The organism is Streptomyces bugieae (assembly GCF_036352915.1).
Classification (GTDB): domain Bacteria; phylum Actinomycetota; class Actinomycetes; order Streptomycetales; family Streptomycetaceae; genus Streptomyces; species Streptomyces endophytica.
This window is the reverse complement of the sequence record NZ_JAZBJP010000060.1, coordinates 13479-27020: the sequence shown is the minus strand read 5'-3', so window position 1 is coordinate 27020 and position 13542 is coordinate 13479. Positions and strand designations below refer to the sequence as shown.

Here is a 13542-nt window from a genome sequence, read left to right as displayed (position 1 = left end):
ACCCCCACCAGCCTTAACTTTCCCTCTCACGGGAGGGGACGGGCCGGAGGCCCGTCACCGCACCCACAAACCACCCAGCCCGCCGCAGGCGCAACGGCGAACAACACCCGCGGCGCGACAGACAGGTACGTGGGAGGCGCCGCCAAGCGCAGCGCCCCGCGGCGGAACAGACGGGTACGTGGGAGGGAGCGTCCACGACGATGTACGCGGCGGCCAGAGCGAGTTGACGAACACTCAGGTACTGGCAGGGCTGGCCGAATCGTGACGGAGCGATCCGGCCATCGGGTGCCCGACAGCCTCTAGGGTCGGACGTATGAGTGCGCGCGGGGAGCGGGAACCGGTTCATGTGACGGTGTGGGACGAGGCGACGCCCGGGGCGCCGCGGGTGCTGCTGGTGCACGGCACCATGACCTGGGGGACGGAGTGCTTCGCCGGGCAGCGGCCGCTGGCCGAGATGTTCCGGCTGGAACTGGTCGACCGCCGCGGCTTCGGCGACAGTCCGGACATCGCCCGCAGCGACTACGAGACGGACGCCGAGGACGTTCTCCGGCTCCTCGGGCACGGGGCGCACCTCGTGGGGCATTCGTACGGCGCGGCCGCCGTGATGCTGGCCGCGTCCGCGCGCCCGGAGGCGGTGCAGTCGCTCACCCTCATCGAGCCGGCCCCGCTCCGTACCGCGGCCGGACATCCCACCGTGGCGGCCGCGGTGCGGCGGATCCGGGAGGCGTTCGGCGCGTTCGACGCCGCCCGGATGGACCCGGAGGTGTACCTGCGGGTGTCCACCGAGCCGTACGGGCTGCCGGTGCCCGAGCCGACCCCGCGGATGCTGCGCGCGGCGCGGTCGGCGATGCGCGAACGTCCCGTATGGGACGCCGAGTTGCCGCTCGGCCCGCTGACCGCGGCCACGCGGCCCAAGGTCGTCATCAACGGCACCTGGGAGACCGCGCATCCGGAGTACCGGGAGTTCACCGGCACGGCGCTGGCGGCCTGCGGGGAGTACCTCGCCGAGGCGATCGGCGCCCGCCACGTCCAGGTGAGCGGCGCCGCGCACGCACCGCACCAGGAGCGTCCCGACGAGGTGAACGCGGTGCTCACCCGGTTGTGGCAGAGCTGACCGGGAGGTCTCCCGCACGGGAGGGCGGCCCACGGAGGTGCCGCGGGCGGCTCAGGCGACCTCGATGCCGTACTCCTGCACCAGAGCGGTGAGGCCGCCGGGGTAGCCCTTGCCGCCGATGACGAAGTCCCAGTCGCCGCCGGCCCGTTGCCGGAAGGAGCCCAGGACCAGTGCAGTCTCGCCGCGCCGCCCGTCGGAGACCACCAGCTGCCCCTGCTCCTCCCCCGCGGCGTCCAGCAGCCGGATCCGGGCGTCGGTGAAGCCGGCGAGGTCGGCGTCGGGGTTGGCCTGGGGGTCGACGGCGGCGACCAGGACCAGCCGGTCGGCGTCCGGTGGCAGCCCCTCGAAGTGCACCCGCACCGCGGCCCGGTCGGGGGCGGTGCCGGGCAGCATCCGTACCGAACCGTCCGGTGTGCACGGGTTGTTGTAGAAGACGAAGTGGTCGTCGCTGAGCACGGTGGTCCCCTTGCAGACCAGGGCGCAGACGTCGAGGGCCACGTCCCCGGACCAGGTCATGCCGAGGACGTTGTGGTCCGGTGTTCCGCCGGAGGAGGCGGTGGGGGCGGGCGCGCCGTCGGGGTCGGTGTCGGTGCCGGGGGCGGGCGTGCCGAGGCGGCCGCGGAGACCGTAGCGGCCGAGCAGGTCGACGAGTTCGGGGCCGGCGATCAGGCTGAGCGGTTTGCCGTTGGCGAAGGTGTGCGCGCCGGGGCCGAAGCGGGAGGTGGTCACCAGCACGCCCTTGTTGGCGCCTTCGGACTGGACGGTGCCGTAGAGGTCGCGGACCGCGGTGGGCGGGACGGTGTTGCGGTAGCGCTTGACCTGCACGACGATCTTGCCGCCGCGGATCGGGTCGGGGTCCAGCGCGTCCACGTCCACCCCGCCGTCGCCGGACCGCTGGGTGGTGACGGCCTGCATGCCCATCGCGCGGAACAGTTCCGCGATCAGGTTCTCGAAGGCGATCGGGTCCATCTCGTAGAGGTCCGGCTCGGTCTCGCCGCCGTGCGAGACGACCGTGCCCGCACCGCCGACGTCGTCCGGCAGCCGTCCGGGCCGTACCGCCGTGCGCTGGTCCGGCCGGGCGGCGAGCTGCCCGCGCAGGCCGTCGGTCAGGCACTCCACGGCGCTGACCCGGTCGAGGTGGAGGGCGTCGAAGGCGCCGCGCGGGGCCATGACGGTGGCGAGGTACACCTGCGCGGGGCGGCCGGTCGCCGGGTCGACGTCGTCCACGAAGCCGTTGAGCGCCACCGAGTCCAGCGCGCCGTAGGTGTCGGCGGCGAAGAGGTCCCGCAGGACCAGCAGCATGCTCTGGGCCAGGACGTCGCGGTAGAGCGCCCGGCGCTGGGCGGCCGGCCGGGCGGTCTCCTTCTCCTGGTCGGCACCGGCCTGGTACCGGACGGCCTTGGTCTCGGGGACGACGGCGTAGCCGGGCAGTTCCCAGTCCAGGACGAGCTGGCGGGCGGTCGGTTCGTAGGCGGCGGTGACCCGGCGGGGGAACCCCTCCGGCCAGGCGGTGGAGGCGTAGAGCGCGGCGGAGAAGTACTCGACGGCGGCCTCGGCGTCGCCGTTGCGCAGGCCGGTCAGCAGTTCCTCGATGCCGGCGTTGTGCTGCCGGATCCCGTCCAGCGCACCGGCGGCCCACTGGTCGTACTGCCGGCGGTAGGCGGCGAGTTGGTTCTGCCGCTGGTGTTCGGCGGACTGCGCGGCGTACCAGTCCTGTTCGTACCGGGCGCGGGCCTCCTCCTGGGCGCGGTCGCGGCGGGCCGCGCCCAGGTGCCAGCCGCCGGGGGGCGCCTGATAGCGGGCGGGGTCGGGCATCGGTACGGGGGTGGCGAGGGCGCCCGGCGCGAACTCCTCGATGCGCTCGGGGCGCAGCAGCGCGGCGGCGGTGAACGCCGGGGCCCGGCAGCCGTCGGCGAGCAGGCCGGTGAGCGCGGCGACCCGGGCGTCCAGCTCCTCGGTCCGGCGGCGGGCGTCCGCCTCGCGCTGCTGTCGGTAGGCCGCCTGGCGTTCCCGGTGCAGCCGCGCCATGGCCCGTTCGGCGTCCCGGGCCTGCCGTTCCTGGTCGCGCTGCGCCTGGGCGTACGCGCGGCGCTGGGCTTCCTCCCGGCGCTGCTGCTGGCGCTGCGCCTCGGCCCAGACGGCCATTAATCCATGGGAACGGCGGCTCATGTCGACTCTTCGTCCTCCCCCCGGGGCGGCGGCCCCCCGGAACCCTGTGGAAGCGGTTTCACCAGCGCTGTTGCGGCTGACCGTCGCAGTCGACTCTAGCGGGAGCGGGTGCCGGGGCGGTGGGGCGGAGGTGGGCGATGGCGAACGCGCTCATGGGACGGCCTTCCCGTGGAAGCGGAGGTGATGGCGCCACCCACGCTTCCAGGCCGCCGCGGCGGGGTCGATTACCTCGGGGGTCATCCGCCTGCCGGCCCCGGCCCGCCGCCGCCCCGAAGGAATCGCGCCCTGGGGCGGCGCGAGGACGTCGTGGCACCAACTCCCGTACGGAGAAGGGGTATTGAGCGCATCGGGGCCCTCAGATCGCTCCCCCGTGCTCCGCCCAGTACGGGTCCCGCAGCCGGCGTTTGAAGAGCTTGCCGGACTCGTCGCGCGGCAGCCGCCGCTCGAAGACGACGGCCCGCGGGACCTTGTACCCGGCGAGCCGCTCGGCGACGTGGCCGCGTACCGCTTCCGCGGTGAGCCGTACGCCCGGCTCGGTCTCCAGGTGCGCGGCGAGGACCTCGCCGAACTCCTCGTCGGGAATGCCGAACACCGCGGCGTCCCGCACCCCGTCCAGCGCCAGCAGCGCGGCCTCGATCTCCGCGGGGTAGATGTTGACGCCGCCGGAGATGACCATGTCGTTGCGGCGGTCGCTCAGGTAGAGGTAGCCGTCCGCGTCGAGATGGCCGATGTCGCCGATGGTGACGTAGCCGGGCAGGCCAGGCGCCTCCATGGCGGCGCGCTTGTCCGGGTCCCCGAGGTAGGTGAACTGCGGCCAGTCCTCCGACGGTTTGAGGTAGATGTCACCGGTGGCGCCGGGCGGCAGCGGCTGCCCGGCGCGGTCGAGGACGGCGACCTCGCCGGTCCCGCTCGCCCGGCCGACGGTGCCGGGGTGGGCCAGCCACTCCGCGCTGTCGCACCACGTCACCGCGCCGGTCTCGCTGCCGCCGTAGTACTCCCGCAGGACCGGTCCCAGCCAGTCGATCATGGCGTGTTTCACATGCGGCGGACAGGGCGCGGCGGCGTGCACCACGGAGGTGAGCGACGACAGGTCGTAGCGCTCGCGGACGTCCTTGGGGAGCCGCAGCAGTCGTACGAACATCGTGGGCACGACCTGTACCTGCTCGATGCGGTGCCGCTCGACCAGGCGCAGGAACTCCTCGGCGTCGAAGCGCGGCATCAGCGTGATGTCGAGGCCGGCGGCGAGTGCGAGGACGGCGTGCTGGCTGGGGGACGCGTGGTAGAGCGGCGCGGGGATCAGCGTACGGCCGCCGGGGGCCACCGCGAAGTACTCCAGGAACCGCTGCACCCCCTGCTCGAGCCGGTCCGGTGCGACGGGGGCGCGCAGAACTCCCTTGGGGCGCCCGGTGGTTCCGGAGCTGTAGATGACGGTGGGCGGGCGTTCCGCGGCGGGCCGGTCCAGCGGGTCGTGGCCGGCCAACCAGTCGTCGAGCAGCGGGTGCGCGCCGGTGGGCGGGCACGCGGTGATGCCGCAGGCGGCCGCCACCCCGGCGGGCACCGCCACCTCGACGAGGCGGGCGTTCTCCGGCAGCACGGCCGCCACCCGGTCCAGCAGGTCGGTGTGGACGAAGACCACCTTGCTGCCGCTGTCGGTGAGGACGTGCCGCAGGTCGTCGTGGCGGAAGTGCCAGTTGACCGGGACCGCGGAAGCGCCGAGCAGGGCGGCACCGGCGGTGATCTCCAGATGCGCGGGCTCGTTGCGGAGGACCACGGCGATCCGGTCGCCCGGCCCGACTCCCGCCTCCCGTAAGCCACTTGCGATCCGCGCCGCGCGGTCGGCGAACTCCGGGTAGCCGCGCTCCTGCCCGGCACAGCGGATCGCGGGGGTACCGGCGGCGGGCGGGGCGACGGCTTCCATGGGACCTCCAGTGGCTGCGGCCGGTCGGCTCATTGAACAGCCAACCGCGGTGGTTCACCAGGTCGCGGGGCGCCCGAGCGGCCCGGCGGGACGTCCGACCGTACGTATCTCGGCCAATCACCGACGACCACTTTGCTCCGATCAATGAGTCCATCCGGACCCCTCGGAGCCTTCAGGAGCACCTGCGTCCCTTCAGTGCTCCGATGTTTGTCGTGTTCGGGGGCTTCCGGTCGCGGGGCCGGGCCTGCACCATGCGGGAGGACACGGGAGGCGCGCGCCCGGTTCGCCGACGGGACCATCCGACCCGAGGGAGCGAGCGATGCACAGCCGCAGGAGACCGTTCCGGAGACCGCGAGTCGTGGTGGCGCTGGCTGCGCTGCTGCTGGCGGCGGTGGGCGGTTCGGGGGCCGCCGCCGCGCCCCCGCCGCGCCCCGCCGAGGGGCCCGGGACCAACCACGCGACCGACGACCCGTTCACCGCGCCGCGCACCGCGTGGTGGCGCACGGACCGCTTCGGGATGTTCATCCACTTCGGCGCGTACTCGAACCTGGAGGGCGAGTACACCCGGCCGGACGGCTCGGTCTGCCGCAACGCGGAGTGGATCGAGCGCGAGTGCGGCATTCCGCGGGCGGAGTACGAGAAGCAGGCCGCCGCCTTCAACCCGTCCGGCTTCGACGCCGAGGCGATCGTCCGGGCCGCCAAGGACGCCGGGCAGCGCTACCTCGTCATCACCGCCAAGCACCACGACGGCTATGCGATGTGGCCGACCCGGCAGAACACCTGGAACCTGCGGGACCACTCCGCGTTCGACAAGCGCCGCGACCTCCTCGCCGAGCTGAAGCGGGCCGCCGACGCCGCCGGCATCCGGCTCGGCTTCTACTACTCGATCTGGGACTGGCACGACCCGGACTTCGCCGACCCGGCGGCCTTCCCGCGGTACAAGAAGCGGATGTACGGCCAGCTCGCGGAGCTGATCGAGAACTACGACCCGGCGCTGCTGTGGTTCGACGGCGAGTGGGACGCGGACCGCCCCACCAACCGCTGGTCCCGACAGGACGGCGCCGAACTCCAGGCGTATCTGCACCGGCTGAAGCCGGACCTGATCGTCAACAACCGGGTCGGCAAGCGCGACGTGGTCGACGGTGACTTCGGCACGCCGGAGCAGGAGATCCCCGCCGAGCCGGTGGACGGCCAGCTGTGGGAGAGCTGCATGACGCTCAACGACCACTGGGGGTACGCCCGTTACGACGGCAACTGGAAGTCGCCGGCGACCGTCGTCCGCAATCTGCTGGACGTGGCGAGCCGGGGCGGCAACTACCTGCTGAACGTGGGCCCCGACCGGCTCGGCCGGATCCCGCAGCCGGCCGTCGACCGGTTGCGGGAGACCGGCCGCTGGTTGGCCGCGCACGGGCAGGGCGCCGCGGTGTACGGCGCCGGGCACACCGGACTGGTCGCCGCGCCGTCGTGGGGCGCGGTCTCCCGGCGCGGCGACGAGCTGTACGCCTCGGTCACGTCGTGGCCCGCGGCCGGTGCGGCCCTCCACCTGACCGCGCGGGCGCCCTTCCGGATCACGGCGGCCCGGGTGCTGGGCAGCGACCGGCGGGTGACGGTGGTCCCGGCCGGCGACGGCTACGACCTCACACCGTCGGGACCGGCCCCCGATCCGCCGGCGGGCGTCCTCCGGCTGACGATCGAGCCGCCGCCCGAGGCGCCGGCCGGCACCGGCACCGGACTGACCGCGCAGAGCTGGGCGAACGACTCCTTCACCGGCCCGCCCGCGGTGACCGGCGTCGACCCGACGGTGAACAAGTCCTACCGCTTCGACGGCTCACCGGATCCCGGCATCCCCGCCGATCACTTCAGCACCCGCTGGACCGGCTCCCTGCAGCCGCGCTTCGACGAGACGTACACCCTCACCACCGTCTCGGACGACACCGTGCGGCTGTGGCTCGACGGCCGGCTGCTGATCGACAGCGCGACGCCGCACGGCCCGAAGGTGGACAAGGCCACCGTCGCCCTGAAGGCCGGTCACCGGCACCGCATCCGGATCGACTACGCGGAGCGGACCGGCGAGGCGCACATGAAACTGCTGTGGTCGAGCCCGAGCCAGTCCCAGCAGATCGTGCCGCAGCGCCGGCTCTACCCGGACTGATCGCCGGCCGCGCGGCCCGGGCGACGCCGGTGCACCCGCCGTCCGCGGCGCCTGACCGGGCGTCGGCCCTGACCCTGGAGGGGGCTACCCCAAGGGTCAGGGCCGACGTCCGAGCGGTCAGTCGATGCCGCGGAAGATGTGCGGCTCGCCGGGATCGTCGTCACAGCCGGCCAGCCGCACCGGCCCGCAGCGGTCCCAGACTTCGAGGTTACGGACTTCCTTGATCCGACCTGGTCGCTCGCCCGCCCGCTTCAGCCGGGGTTGCTTGGGTTGAACCTTGTGCACAGCCACCACGCACTCCTTCATCGAGGTATTGGTCCGACGCGGTGGCGCCTCGCTTCACAGAGCGGGAAGTCGACCAAGGTTTGTGGCGTTCCCGCGACGGGCCAATGGTGTTGGCGTCTCCCAGATAGGTCGTCCGTCGACCCTCAGAGTAACTACGGCGCTCGCGCCGCGCTCGACGTTTTCCGGCGAGATGGTCATGTCGCCGGAAGGCGGGAATAGCACCCCCTCGGAAAATCGGGACGGCGCCCTTGGGACACGGGGACGGCGCCCTCGGGAAAACGGGACGGCGCCGCGGAAATGTGATGCACCTCATACACCCGAATGGCTCCCGGGTTGCTGCATTTGCCCCGATCCGTACGCTGGAGAGTGACTGGCGAGAGACCGCGCGGACGGAGTGTCCCCGGGTGCGCGGCGGCAGTGCTACCCATGGGCGGGTGGCATGGTTCTCGGATTCCGGTTACTGGCTCGGCCGGCTGGTCTTCCAGCGGCTGCTGGCCGTTCTCTACCTGCTCGCGTTCCTCGCGGCGCTACGTCAGTTCCGGGCGCTCATGGGGGCGCGCGGGATGCTCCCGGTGCCCGAGTACGTGGCCCGGGTGCCGTTCCGCTCGGCGCCCTCGGTGTTCCACTGGCGCTACTCGGACCGCCTCTTCGCGGGCTGGTGCCGGTGCGGGTTGGTGCTGTCGGCGGCGGTGGCGGCGGGTGCCGCGGACGCCGTGCCGCTCTGGGCGTCGATGGTGCTGTGGGCCGTGCTCTGGGCGCTGTACCTGTCCATCGTGAACGTCGGGCAGACCTGGTACAGCTTCGGCTGGGAATCGCTGCTGCTGGAGTCGGGCTCCCTGGCGGTGTTCCTCGGCAACGCCGACACCGCGCCGCCGGTGCTGATCATGTGGCTGCTGCGCTGGGTGCTGTTCCGGGTGGAATTCGGTGCCGGCCTGATCAAGATGCGCGGTGACCGCTGCTGGCGGGACCTGACCTGCCTCTACTACCACCACGAGACCCAGCCGATGCCCGGCCCGCTGAGCTGGTTCTTCCACCATCTGCCCAAGCCCCTGCACAAGGTCGAGGTGGCCGCCAACCACGTCGCCCAACTCGGCCTGCCCGTGCTGCTGTTCACCCCGCAGCCGATCGCCGGCTGGGCCGCCGCCGCGATGGTCGTCACCCAGCTGTGGCTGGTGCTGTCCGGCAACTTCGCCTGGCTGAACTGGGTCACCATCGCGCTCGCCGCGTCGGTCGCCGCACCCCTGTGGGCGCGGCCCGATGTGCCGCTGCCCACCCCTCCGCTCTGGTTCGAGGTCCTGGTCCTGATCGCCACCGCCGGCGTCGCCTGGCTCAGCTACCGCCCGGCCCGCAACCTGCTCACCCGGCAGCAGATGATGAACACCTCCTACGAGGCGCTGCACCTGGTCAACTCCTACGGTGCCTTCGGCAGCATCACCCGGGTGCGCCGGGAGATCGTCATCGAGGGCACGGCGGACGCGGTGACCGGGCCCGGGACGACCTGGCAGGCGTACGAGTTCCACGGCAAGCCGGGCGACGTGCGCCGGGTGCCGCGTCAGTTCGCGCCGTATCACCTGCGGCTGGACTGGCTGATGTGGTTCGCCGCGCTGTCCCCCGCCTACGCGCGGTCCTGGTTCGTACCGCTCGTGGCGCGGCTGCTGGAGAACGACCGGGACACCCTGCGGCTGCTGCGCACCAATCCGTTCCCCGACCTGCCGCCGGCCCGGATCCGGGCCCGGGTCTTCCGCTACCGCTTCACGACCTGGCGGGAACGGCGGGAGACCGGAGCGTGGTGGCACCGGACCGAGGAGCGGGAGTTCCTGGCGCCGATCGGGCGGTCAGCTCTGTCCGGAAGGCGATGACCATGGCGCGCGCATGGCGCAGTCCTATGCGCGCGAACTCCTGCTCCAGCACGGCGAGTTCGGACAGCGTCTCGTCCAGGTCGTGGCCGAGCCGGGCGCGGGACTTGGCCAGCCCCAGCCGGGACAGCGCCTCCCCGCGCGGCTCCTGCATCGCGCGGAACTCCCCCAGCGAGAGGGTGTAGGTGTCCCGGGCCGCGGCGTAACGGCCCGCGCGGTACAGCACGTTGCCGCGCATCTTGTGGTTGTAGGCGAGCGCGCTGGCCAGGTCCATCCGGCGGCAGACCGCCTCCGCCTCGGACAGCAGCGTGAGCGCCCGCTCGGTCTCGCCCCGCACCGACAGCACATCGGCGACCCCCCGCAGCGACCAGGCGCGGCCCCGGGCGTCATCGCCCTCCTCGGCTATCCGGGCGGACTCCTCGAACAGCTCCAGGGCCTTGTCGTGGTCGCCGGTGTTGCGGTGCATCTGGGCGATGCCGGACATCGCCCAGACCGTGTGCCGGGCCTCGCCGTGCGCCCGCGCCTGGGCGAGGAGCTGCTCGTGGAGCTCGGCGACCGCGGCGTAATCGCCCTGTATGCGGCCGGTCTCGGCGAGTCCGGCGAGCGCGTAGCCGTGTGCGAGGCGGTCGCCGCCGCGGTCGGCCAGCGCGACGGCGTGGGTGAGCAGCCGGCGGGCCAGCGGCAGCGTGCCGCACTGGCGGGCCAGCGTGCCGCCGCTCCACAGCGCCCAGGCCATGGCGCCGGCGTCACCCGCGCTCCGGGCGCTGCGGTAGCTCTCCCGCCAGGCGTCGTTGGCCTCGGCGACCCGGCCGAGCCGCCGGTTGGCCTCGGCGACCGCGAGCCCGGCCCGGGCCCGCTCCAGCGCCGTGCCCGCCTCGGTGCGCGCCCGGCTCGCCGTGGCCAGCACCTCCTCGTAGGACGAATTCACGCCCAGTGCCGCGCCCAGCTCGCCCTGGTATTCCGGTGCGAACGCCTTGCCGTACATCAATCCGGGACCTCTCGATCATTTCCGTGCTTGATCACGAAAGTACGAGCGATCGGGGGTCCGGCGAATCAACCCACGTATGGGTCCTTCCGTACAACTGGAGTGCTACGCAAGGGGTACCTGGTCATCTTGCGGATGTAGGGGTCTCTCAGGGTCGAACCCTGAGAGGGCAAGGCGCAGACGCGCTCCGAGCCGTTGCACCCTGCGCAATTCGGGTTGCAGCTCTTGCCGACGCGGGCGGGGCGGGCCACCCTGCTCCCATGACGGAAGCGCGCACGGATTCGCGTACAGGGGCGGCGGCCGGACCCGGGATCGGCCGCCGCCGGTTCCTCGGGACCGTGGCGGCGGGGGTGACCGCGGCCGCCGGTGCGGGGGTGCTGACCGTCGGCGACGTGGCGCCCGCCCGGGCCGGACGCCCTGCCGCCCGCCGTCCGCACGGCCCCCGCCCGCTCTTCCTGGGCACCTACACGTCGAAGGAGGGCGGCGGCACCGGCATCGGCCTGGCCACGTACGACACCGCGACCGGCCGGATCACCGCCACCGGCGTGGTCACCGGCGTCCCCGACCCGTCCTACCTCGCCCTCGCCCCGTCCGGCCGCACCCTCTACGCGGTCGACGAGCAGCAGGACGGCCAGGTGACCGCCCTCGCGCTGGCACCGGACGGCCCGCCCACCGTGCTGGGCGCCCGGTCCACCGGCGGGGCCGGCCCCTGCCATCTGTCGGTGCACCCCGGCGGGCGCTGGCTGCTGAGCGCCAATTACCTCTCGGGCAGCGTGGCCGTCCACCCGATCGACCGGGCCACCGGAGCCCTCGGCGCGCGCACGGACCTGGTCACCCACAGCGCTCCCCCGCCCGGCCCCGGACAGGACGGGCCGCACGCCCACCAGATCATCACCGGCCCCGACGGCCGCCACGTCCTCGCCGTCGACCTCGGCAACGACACCGTCTACAGCTACCGGCTCGATCCCACGGCCGGAAAACTGACCCAGGTGTCGGCCGCGTCCCTGCGCCCCGGCGCCGGCCCCCGGCATCTCACCTTCCACCCCACCGGCGACTTCGCCTATCTGGCCAACGAGGTGGACAACACGGTGGTGGTCTGCGGCTACGACCGCCGGTCCGGGCGGCTGACACCCGGCGCACCGCAGTCCACCGGGACCGGCCCGGGCACCAGCTATCCGGCCCAGATCCTGGTCACCGCCAACGGGCGCTACGCGTTCCTCGCCAATCGCGGCCACAACAGCCTCACCCGCTACGCCGTGGCGGCGGGCGGCGCGCGGCTCGTGCTGCTGGACACCGTGCCCGTGGGCGGCGACTTCCCCCGGCAGATCGCCTTCTCCCCGGACGAGCGGTGGCTCTTCGCCGCCAACCAGAAGTCCGGCACGGTCACGGTCTTCTCCGTCACGGCCCGCACCGGGACCCTGACCCCCGTAGGGGAACCCTTCGCCGCGCCCCTCCCCGTCTGCGCCCTCCCCCTCTGAACGCCCGGCCCCGCCCCGCGTTCTCGCGCCCGTCCGCTCCGAAACACCGCGGCAACAGTCCCGCAGGGTTGGCCGATTAGCGTCGCCCCCCATGAGCGCCAAGGCAGCAGCAGGGAAAGCGACACCGCACACCACCCCGGCGGAACGGACGGACCGGACGGAACAGACGGAGCGGAGCGGTCTCCGGCACACCCTCAAGCGCCGCCACATGCAGTTGATCGCGCTGGGCGGGGTCATCGGCGCCGGGCTGTTCGTGGGCAGCGGGGTCGTCATCCGGTCCACCGGCCCGGCCGCCGTGCTCTCCTTCCTGGCGGCCGGCACCCTGACCGTACTGATCATGCGGATGCTGGCCGAGATGACCGTGGCCCGCCCCGTGCCGGGGTCCTTCTACGTCCATGTCCGCGAGACCCTGGGACCGCGTGCCGGGTTCGCCGTCGGCTGGCTGTACTGGTACTTCTTCGTGATCGTGGTCGCCGTGGAGGCGGTGGCGGGCGGCCGCATCGTCCAACTCTGGCTGCCCGGAGCGCCGTTGTGGGCGATCAGCCTGGTCCTGATGGCGCTGCTGACCGCCACCAACATGGTGTCGGCGCGCTCCTACGGGGAGTTCGAGTACTGGTTCTCGTCCGTCAAGGTCCTCGCGATCGTCGTCTTCCTCTTCCTCGGCGCGCTGTACGTACTGGGGCTCTGGCCGCACGCGCACGGCGGGCTGGCCCTGCTCACCGCGCACGGCGGGTTCGCCCCGGCAGGGCTTGGCGCGGTGCTGACCGCCGTGGTGCCCTGCATCGGCTTCTTCACCGGCGCGGAGATCGTGACCATCGCGGCGGCCGAGTCGGTCGAGCCGGAGCGGGCGGTGGCGGACGCGATCCGTTCGATCGTCCTGCGGGTGGTGGCGTTCTACGTCCTGTCGGTCTTCGTGGTGGTGGCGGTGGTGCCGTGGACCTCGAAGGCGATCGAGGTCAGTCCGTACGCGGCGGTGCTGGACCGGCTCGCGGTACCGGCGGCCGGCACGGTCATGAACGCCGTGGTCCTCGTCGCCGTGCTCTCCTGCCTCAACTCCGCGCTCTACACGTCCTCCCGGATGCTGTTCGCCCTCACCCGCAACGGGGACGCGCCCCGCGGCATGAGCAAGGTCAGCGCGAGCGGTGTGCCCCACCGGGCGCTGCTCGCCGGCACCTCGGTCGGCTACCTCTCGGTGATCGCCGCGTGGATCTCCCCCGACGTCGTCTTCACGTTCCTGATCAACTCCTACGGCGCCATCGCCCTGTTCGTCTATCTGGCGATCGCCGTGGCCCAGCTCCGCATGCGCCGCACCCTGGAACGCACCGAGCCGTCCCGCCTCACCCTGAAGATGTGGCTCTTCCCCTGGCTCAGCCGTCTCACGGTCGCCCTGCTCACCCTGGTGATCCTCACCATGGCCTTCCTCCCCACCACCCGCCCCCAGTTCTGGCTCAGCCTGCTGACGGTCGCCGTGGTCCTCACCGCCTACGAAGTCCGCCGCCGGGGGACGCGGGACACCGCCTGAACCCGGGGAACGGGATTCCTTCCTTACCGCCGGTTTACCACTCATTTGCGCAGGATGGGGGCG

The 13542-nt window shown here is 72.8% G+C and carries 9 protein-coding genes; 5 read left to right on the top strand and 4 right to left on the bottom strand.

The window, feature by feature from the left end:
* Window positions 1-313: 313 nt before the first annotated feature.
* On the top strand, window positions 314-1114 hold the full coding sequence (locus V2J85_RS39140; RefSeq protein ID WP_330824239.1) for an alpha/beta fold hydrolase: 801 nt from the start codon (window positions 314-316) through the stop codon (window positions 1112-1114).
* A 51-nt stretch (window positions 1115-1165) separates the two neighbouring features.
* Here the strand turns inward: V2J85_RS39140 and V2J85_RS39135 are convergent, their stop codons facing one another.
* Window positions 1166-3283 (bottom strand): restriction endonuclease, encoded by a 2118-nt coding sequence (locus tag V2J85_RS39135; RefSeq protein WP_410011237.1) that lies wholly within the window; start codon window positions 3281-3283, stop codon window positions 1166-1168.
* Between the two features lie 355 nt (window positions 3284-3638).
* Window positions 3639-5201: an AMP-binding protein gene (locus V2J85_RS39130; RefSeq protein ID WP_330824238.1), complete on the bottom strand. Its 1563-nt coding sequence runs from the start codon at window positions 5199-5201 to the stop codon at window positions 3639-3641.
* A gap of 319 nt (window positions 5202-5520) precedes the next feature.
* On the opposite strand from V2J85_RS39130, the gene V2J85_RS39125 reads away from it, so the two are divergent.
* Entirely contained in the window at window positions 5521-7353 is a 1833-nt protein-coding gene (locus tag V2J85_RS39125; protein ID WP_261954666.1) for an alpha-L-fucosidase, read from the top strand.
* A gap of 117 nt (window positions 7354-7470) precedes the next feature.
* On the opposite strand, the gene V2J85_RS39120 is transcribed toward V2J85_RS39125, so the two are convergent.
* The gene (locus V2J85_RS39120) at window positions 7471-7644 is read right to left on the bottom strand and encodes a hypothetical protein (RefSeq protein ID WP_261957581.1); all 174 of its coding nucleotides are present in this window, start codon (window positions 7642-7644) and stop codon (window positions 7471-7473) included.
* A gap of 428 nt (window positions 7645-8072) precedes the next feature.
* On the opposite strand from V2J85_RS39120, the gene V2J85_RS39115 reads away from it, so the two are divergent.
* Window positions 8073-9497, top strand: a complete 1425-nt coding sequence (locus tag V2J85_RS39115; RefSeq protein ID WP_261954667.1) for a lipase maturation factor family protein — start codon at window positions 8073-8075, stop codon at window positions 9495-9497.
* Here the strand turns inward: V2J85_RS39115 and V2J85_RS39110 are convergent.
* Window positions 9391-10479, bottom strand: coding sequence for a tetratricopeptide repeat protein (locus tag V2J85_RS39110; RefSeq protein WP_330824237.1), 1089 nt, complete (start codon window positions 10477-10479; stop codon window positions 9391-9393). The genes V2J85_RS39115 and V2J85_RS39110 overlap by 107 nt on opposite strands.
* Before the next feature lie 260 nt (window positions 10480-10739).
* Between V2J85_RS39110 and V2J85_RS39105 the strand changes: the two genes are divergently transcribed.
* A complete protein-coding gene (locus tag V2J85_RS39105; protein WP_330824236.1) occupies window positions 10740-11957 on the top strand; it encodes a lactonase family protein in 1218 nt (405 codons plus the stop codon).
* Between the two features lie 91 nt (window positions 11958-12048).
* The gene (locus V2J85_RS39100; protein ID WP_261954670.1) at window positions 12049-13479 is read left to right on the top strand and encodes an amino acid permease; all 1431 of its coding nucleotides are present in this window, start codon (window positions 12049-12051) and stop codon (window positions 13477-13479) included.
* Window positions 13480-13542 lie beyond the last annotated feature (63 nt).

Coding starts and splice junctions, on each gene's coding strand:
- V2J85_RS39130 (WP_330824238.1), bottom strand. CDS start 5,201: ATGGAAGCCGTCGCCCCGCCCGCCGCCGGTACCCCCGCGATCCGCTGT.
- V2J85_RS39135 (WP_410011237.1), bottom strand. CDS start 3,283: ATGAGCCGCCGTTCCCATGGATTAATGGCCGTCTGGGCCGAGGCGCAG.
- V2J85_RS39105 (WP_330824236.1), top strand. CDS start 10,740: ATGACGGAAGCGCGCACGGATTCGCGTACAGGGGCGGCGGCCGGACCC.
- V2J85_RS39100 (WP_261954670.1), top strand. CDS start 12,049: ATGAGCGCCAAGGCAGCAGCAGGGAAAGCGACACCGCACACCACCCCG.
- V2J85_RS39140 (WP_330824239.1), top strand. CDS start 314: ATGAGTGCGCGCGGGGAGCGGGAACCGGTTCATGTGACGGTGTGGGAC.
- V2J85_RS39110 (WP_330824237.1), bottom strand. CDS start 10,479: ATGTACGGCAAGGCGTTCGCACCGGAATACCAGGGCGAGCTGGGCGCG.
- V2J85_RS39125 (WP_261954666.1), top strand. CDS start 5,521: ATGCACAGCCGCAGGAGACCGTTCCGGAGACCGCGAGTCGTGGTGGCG.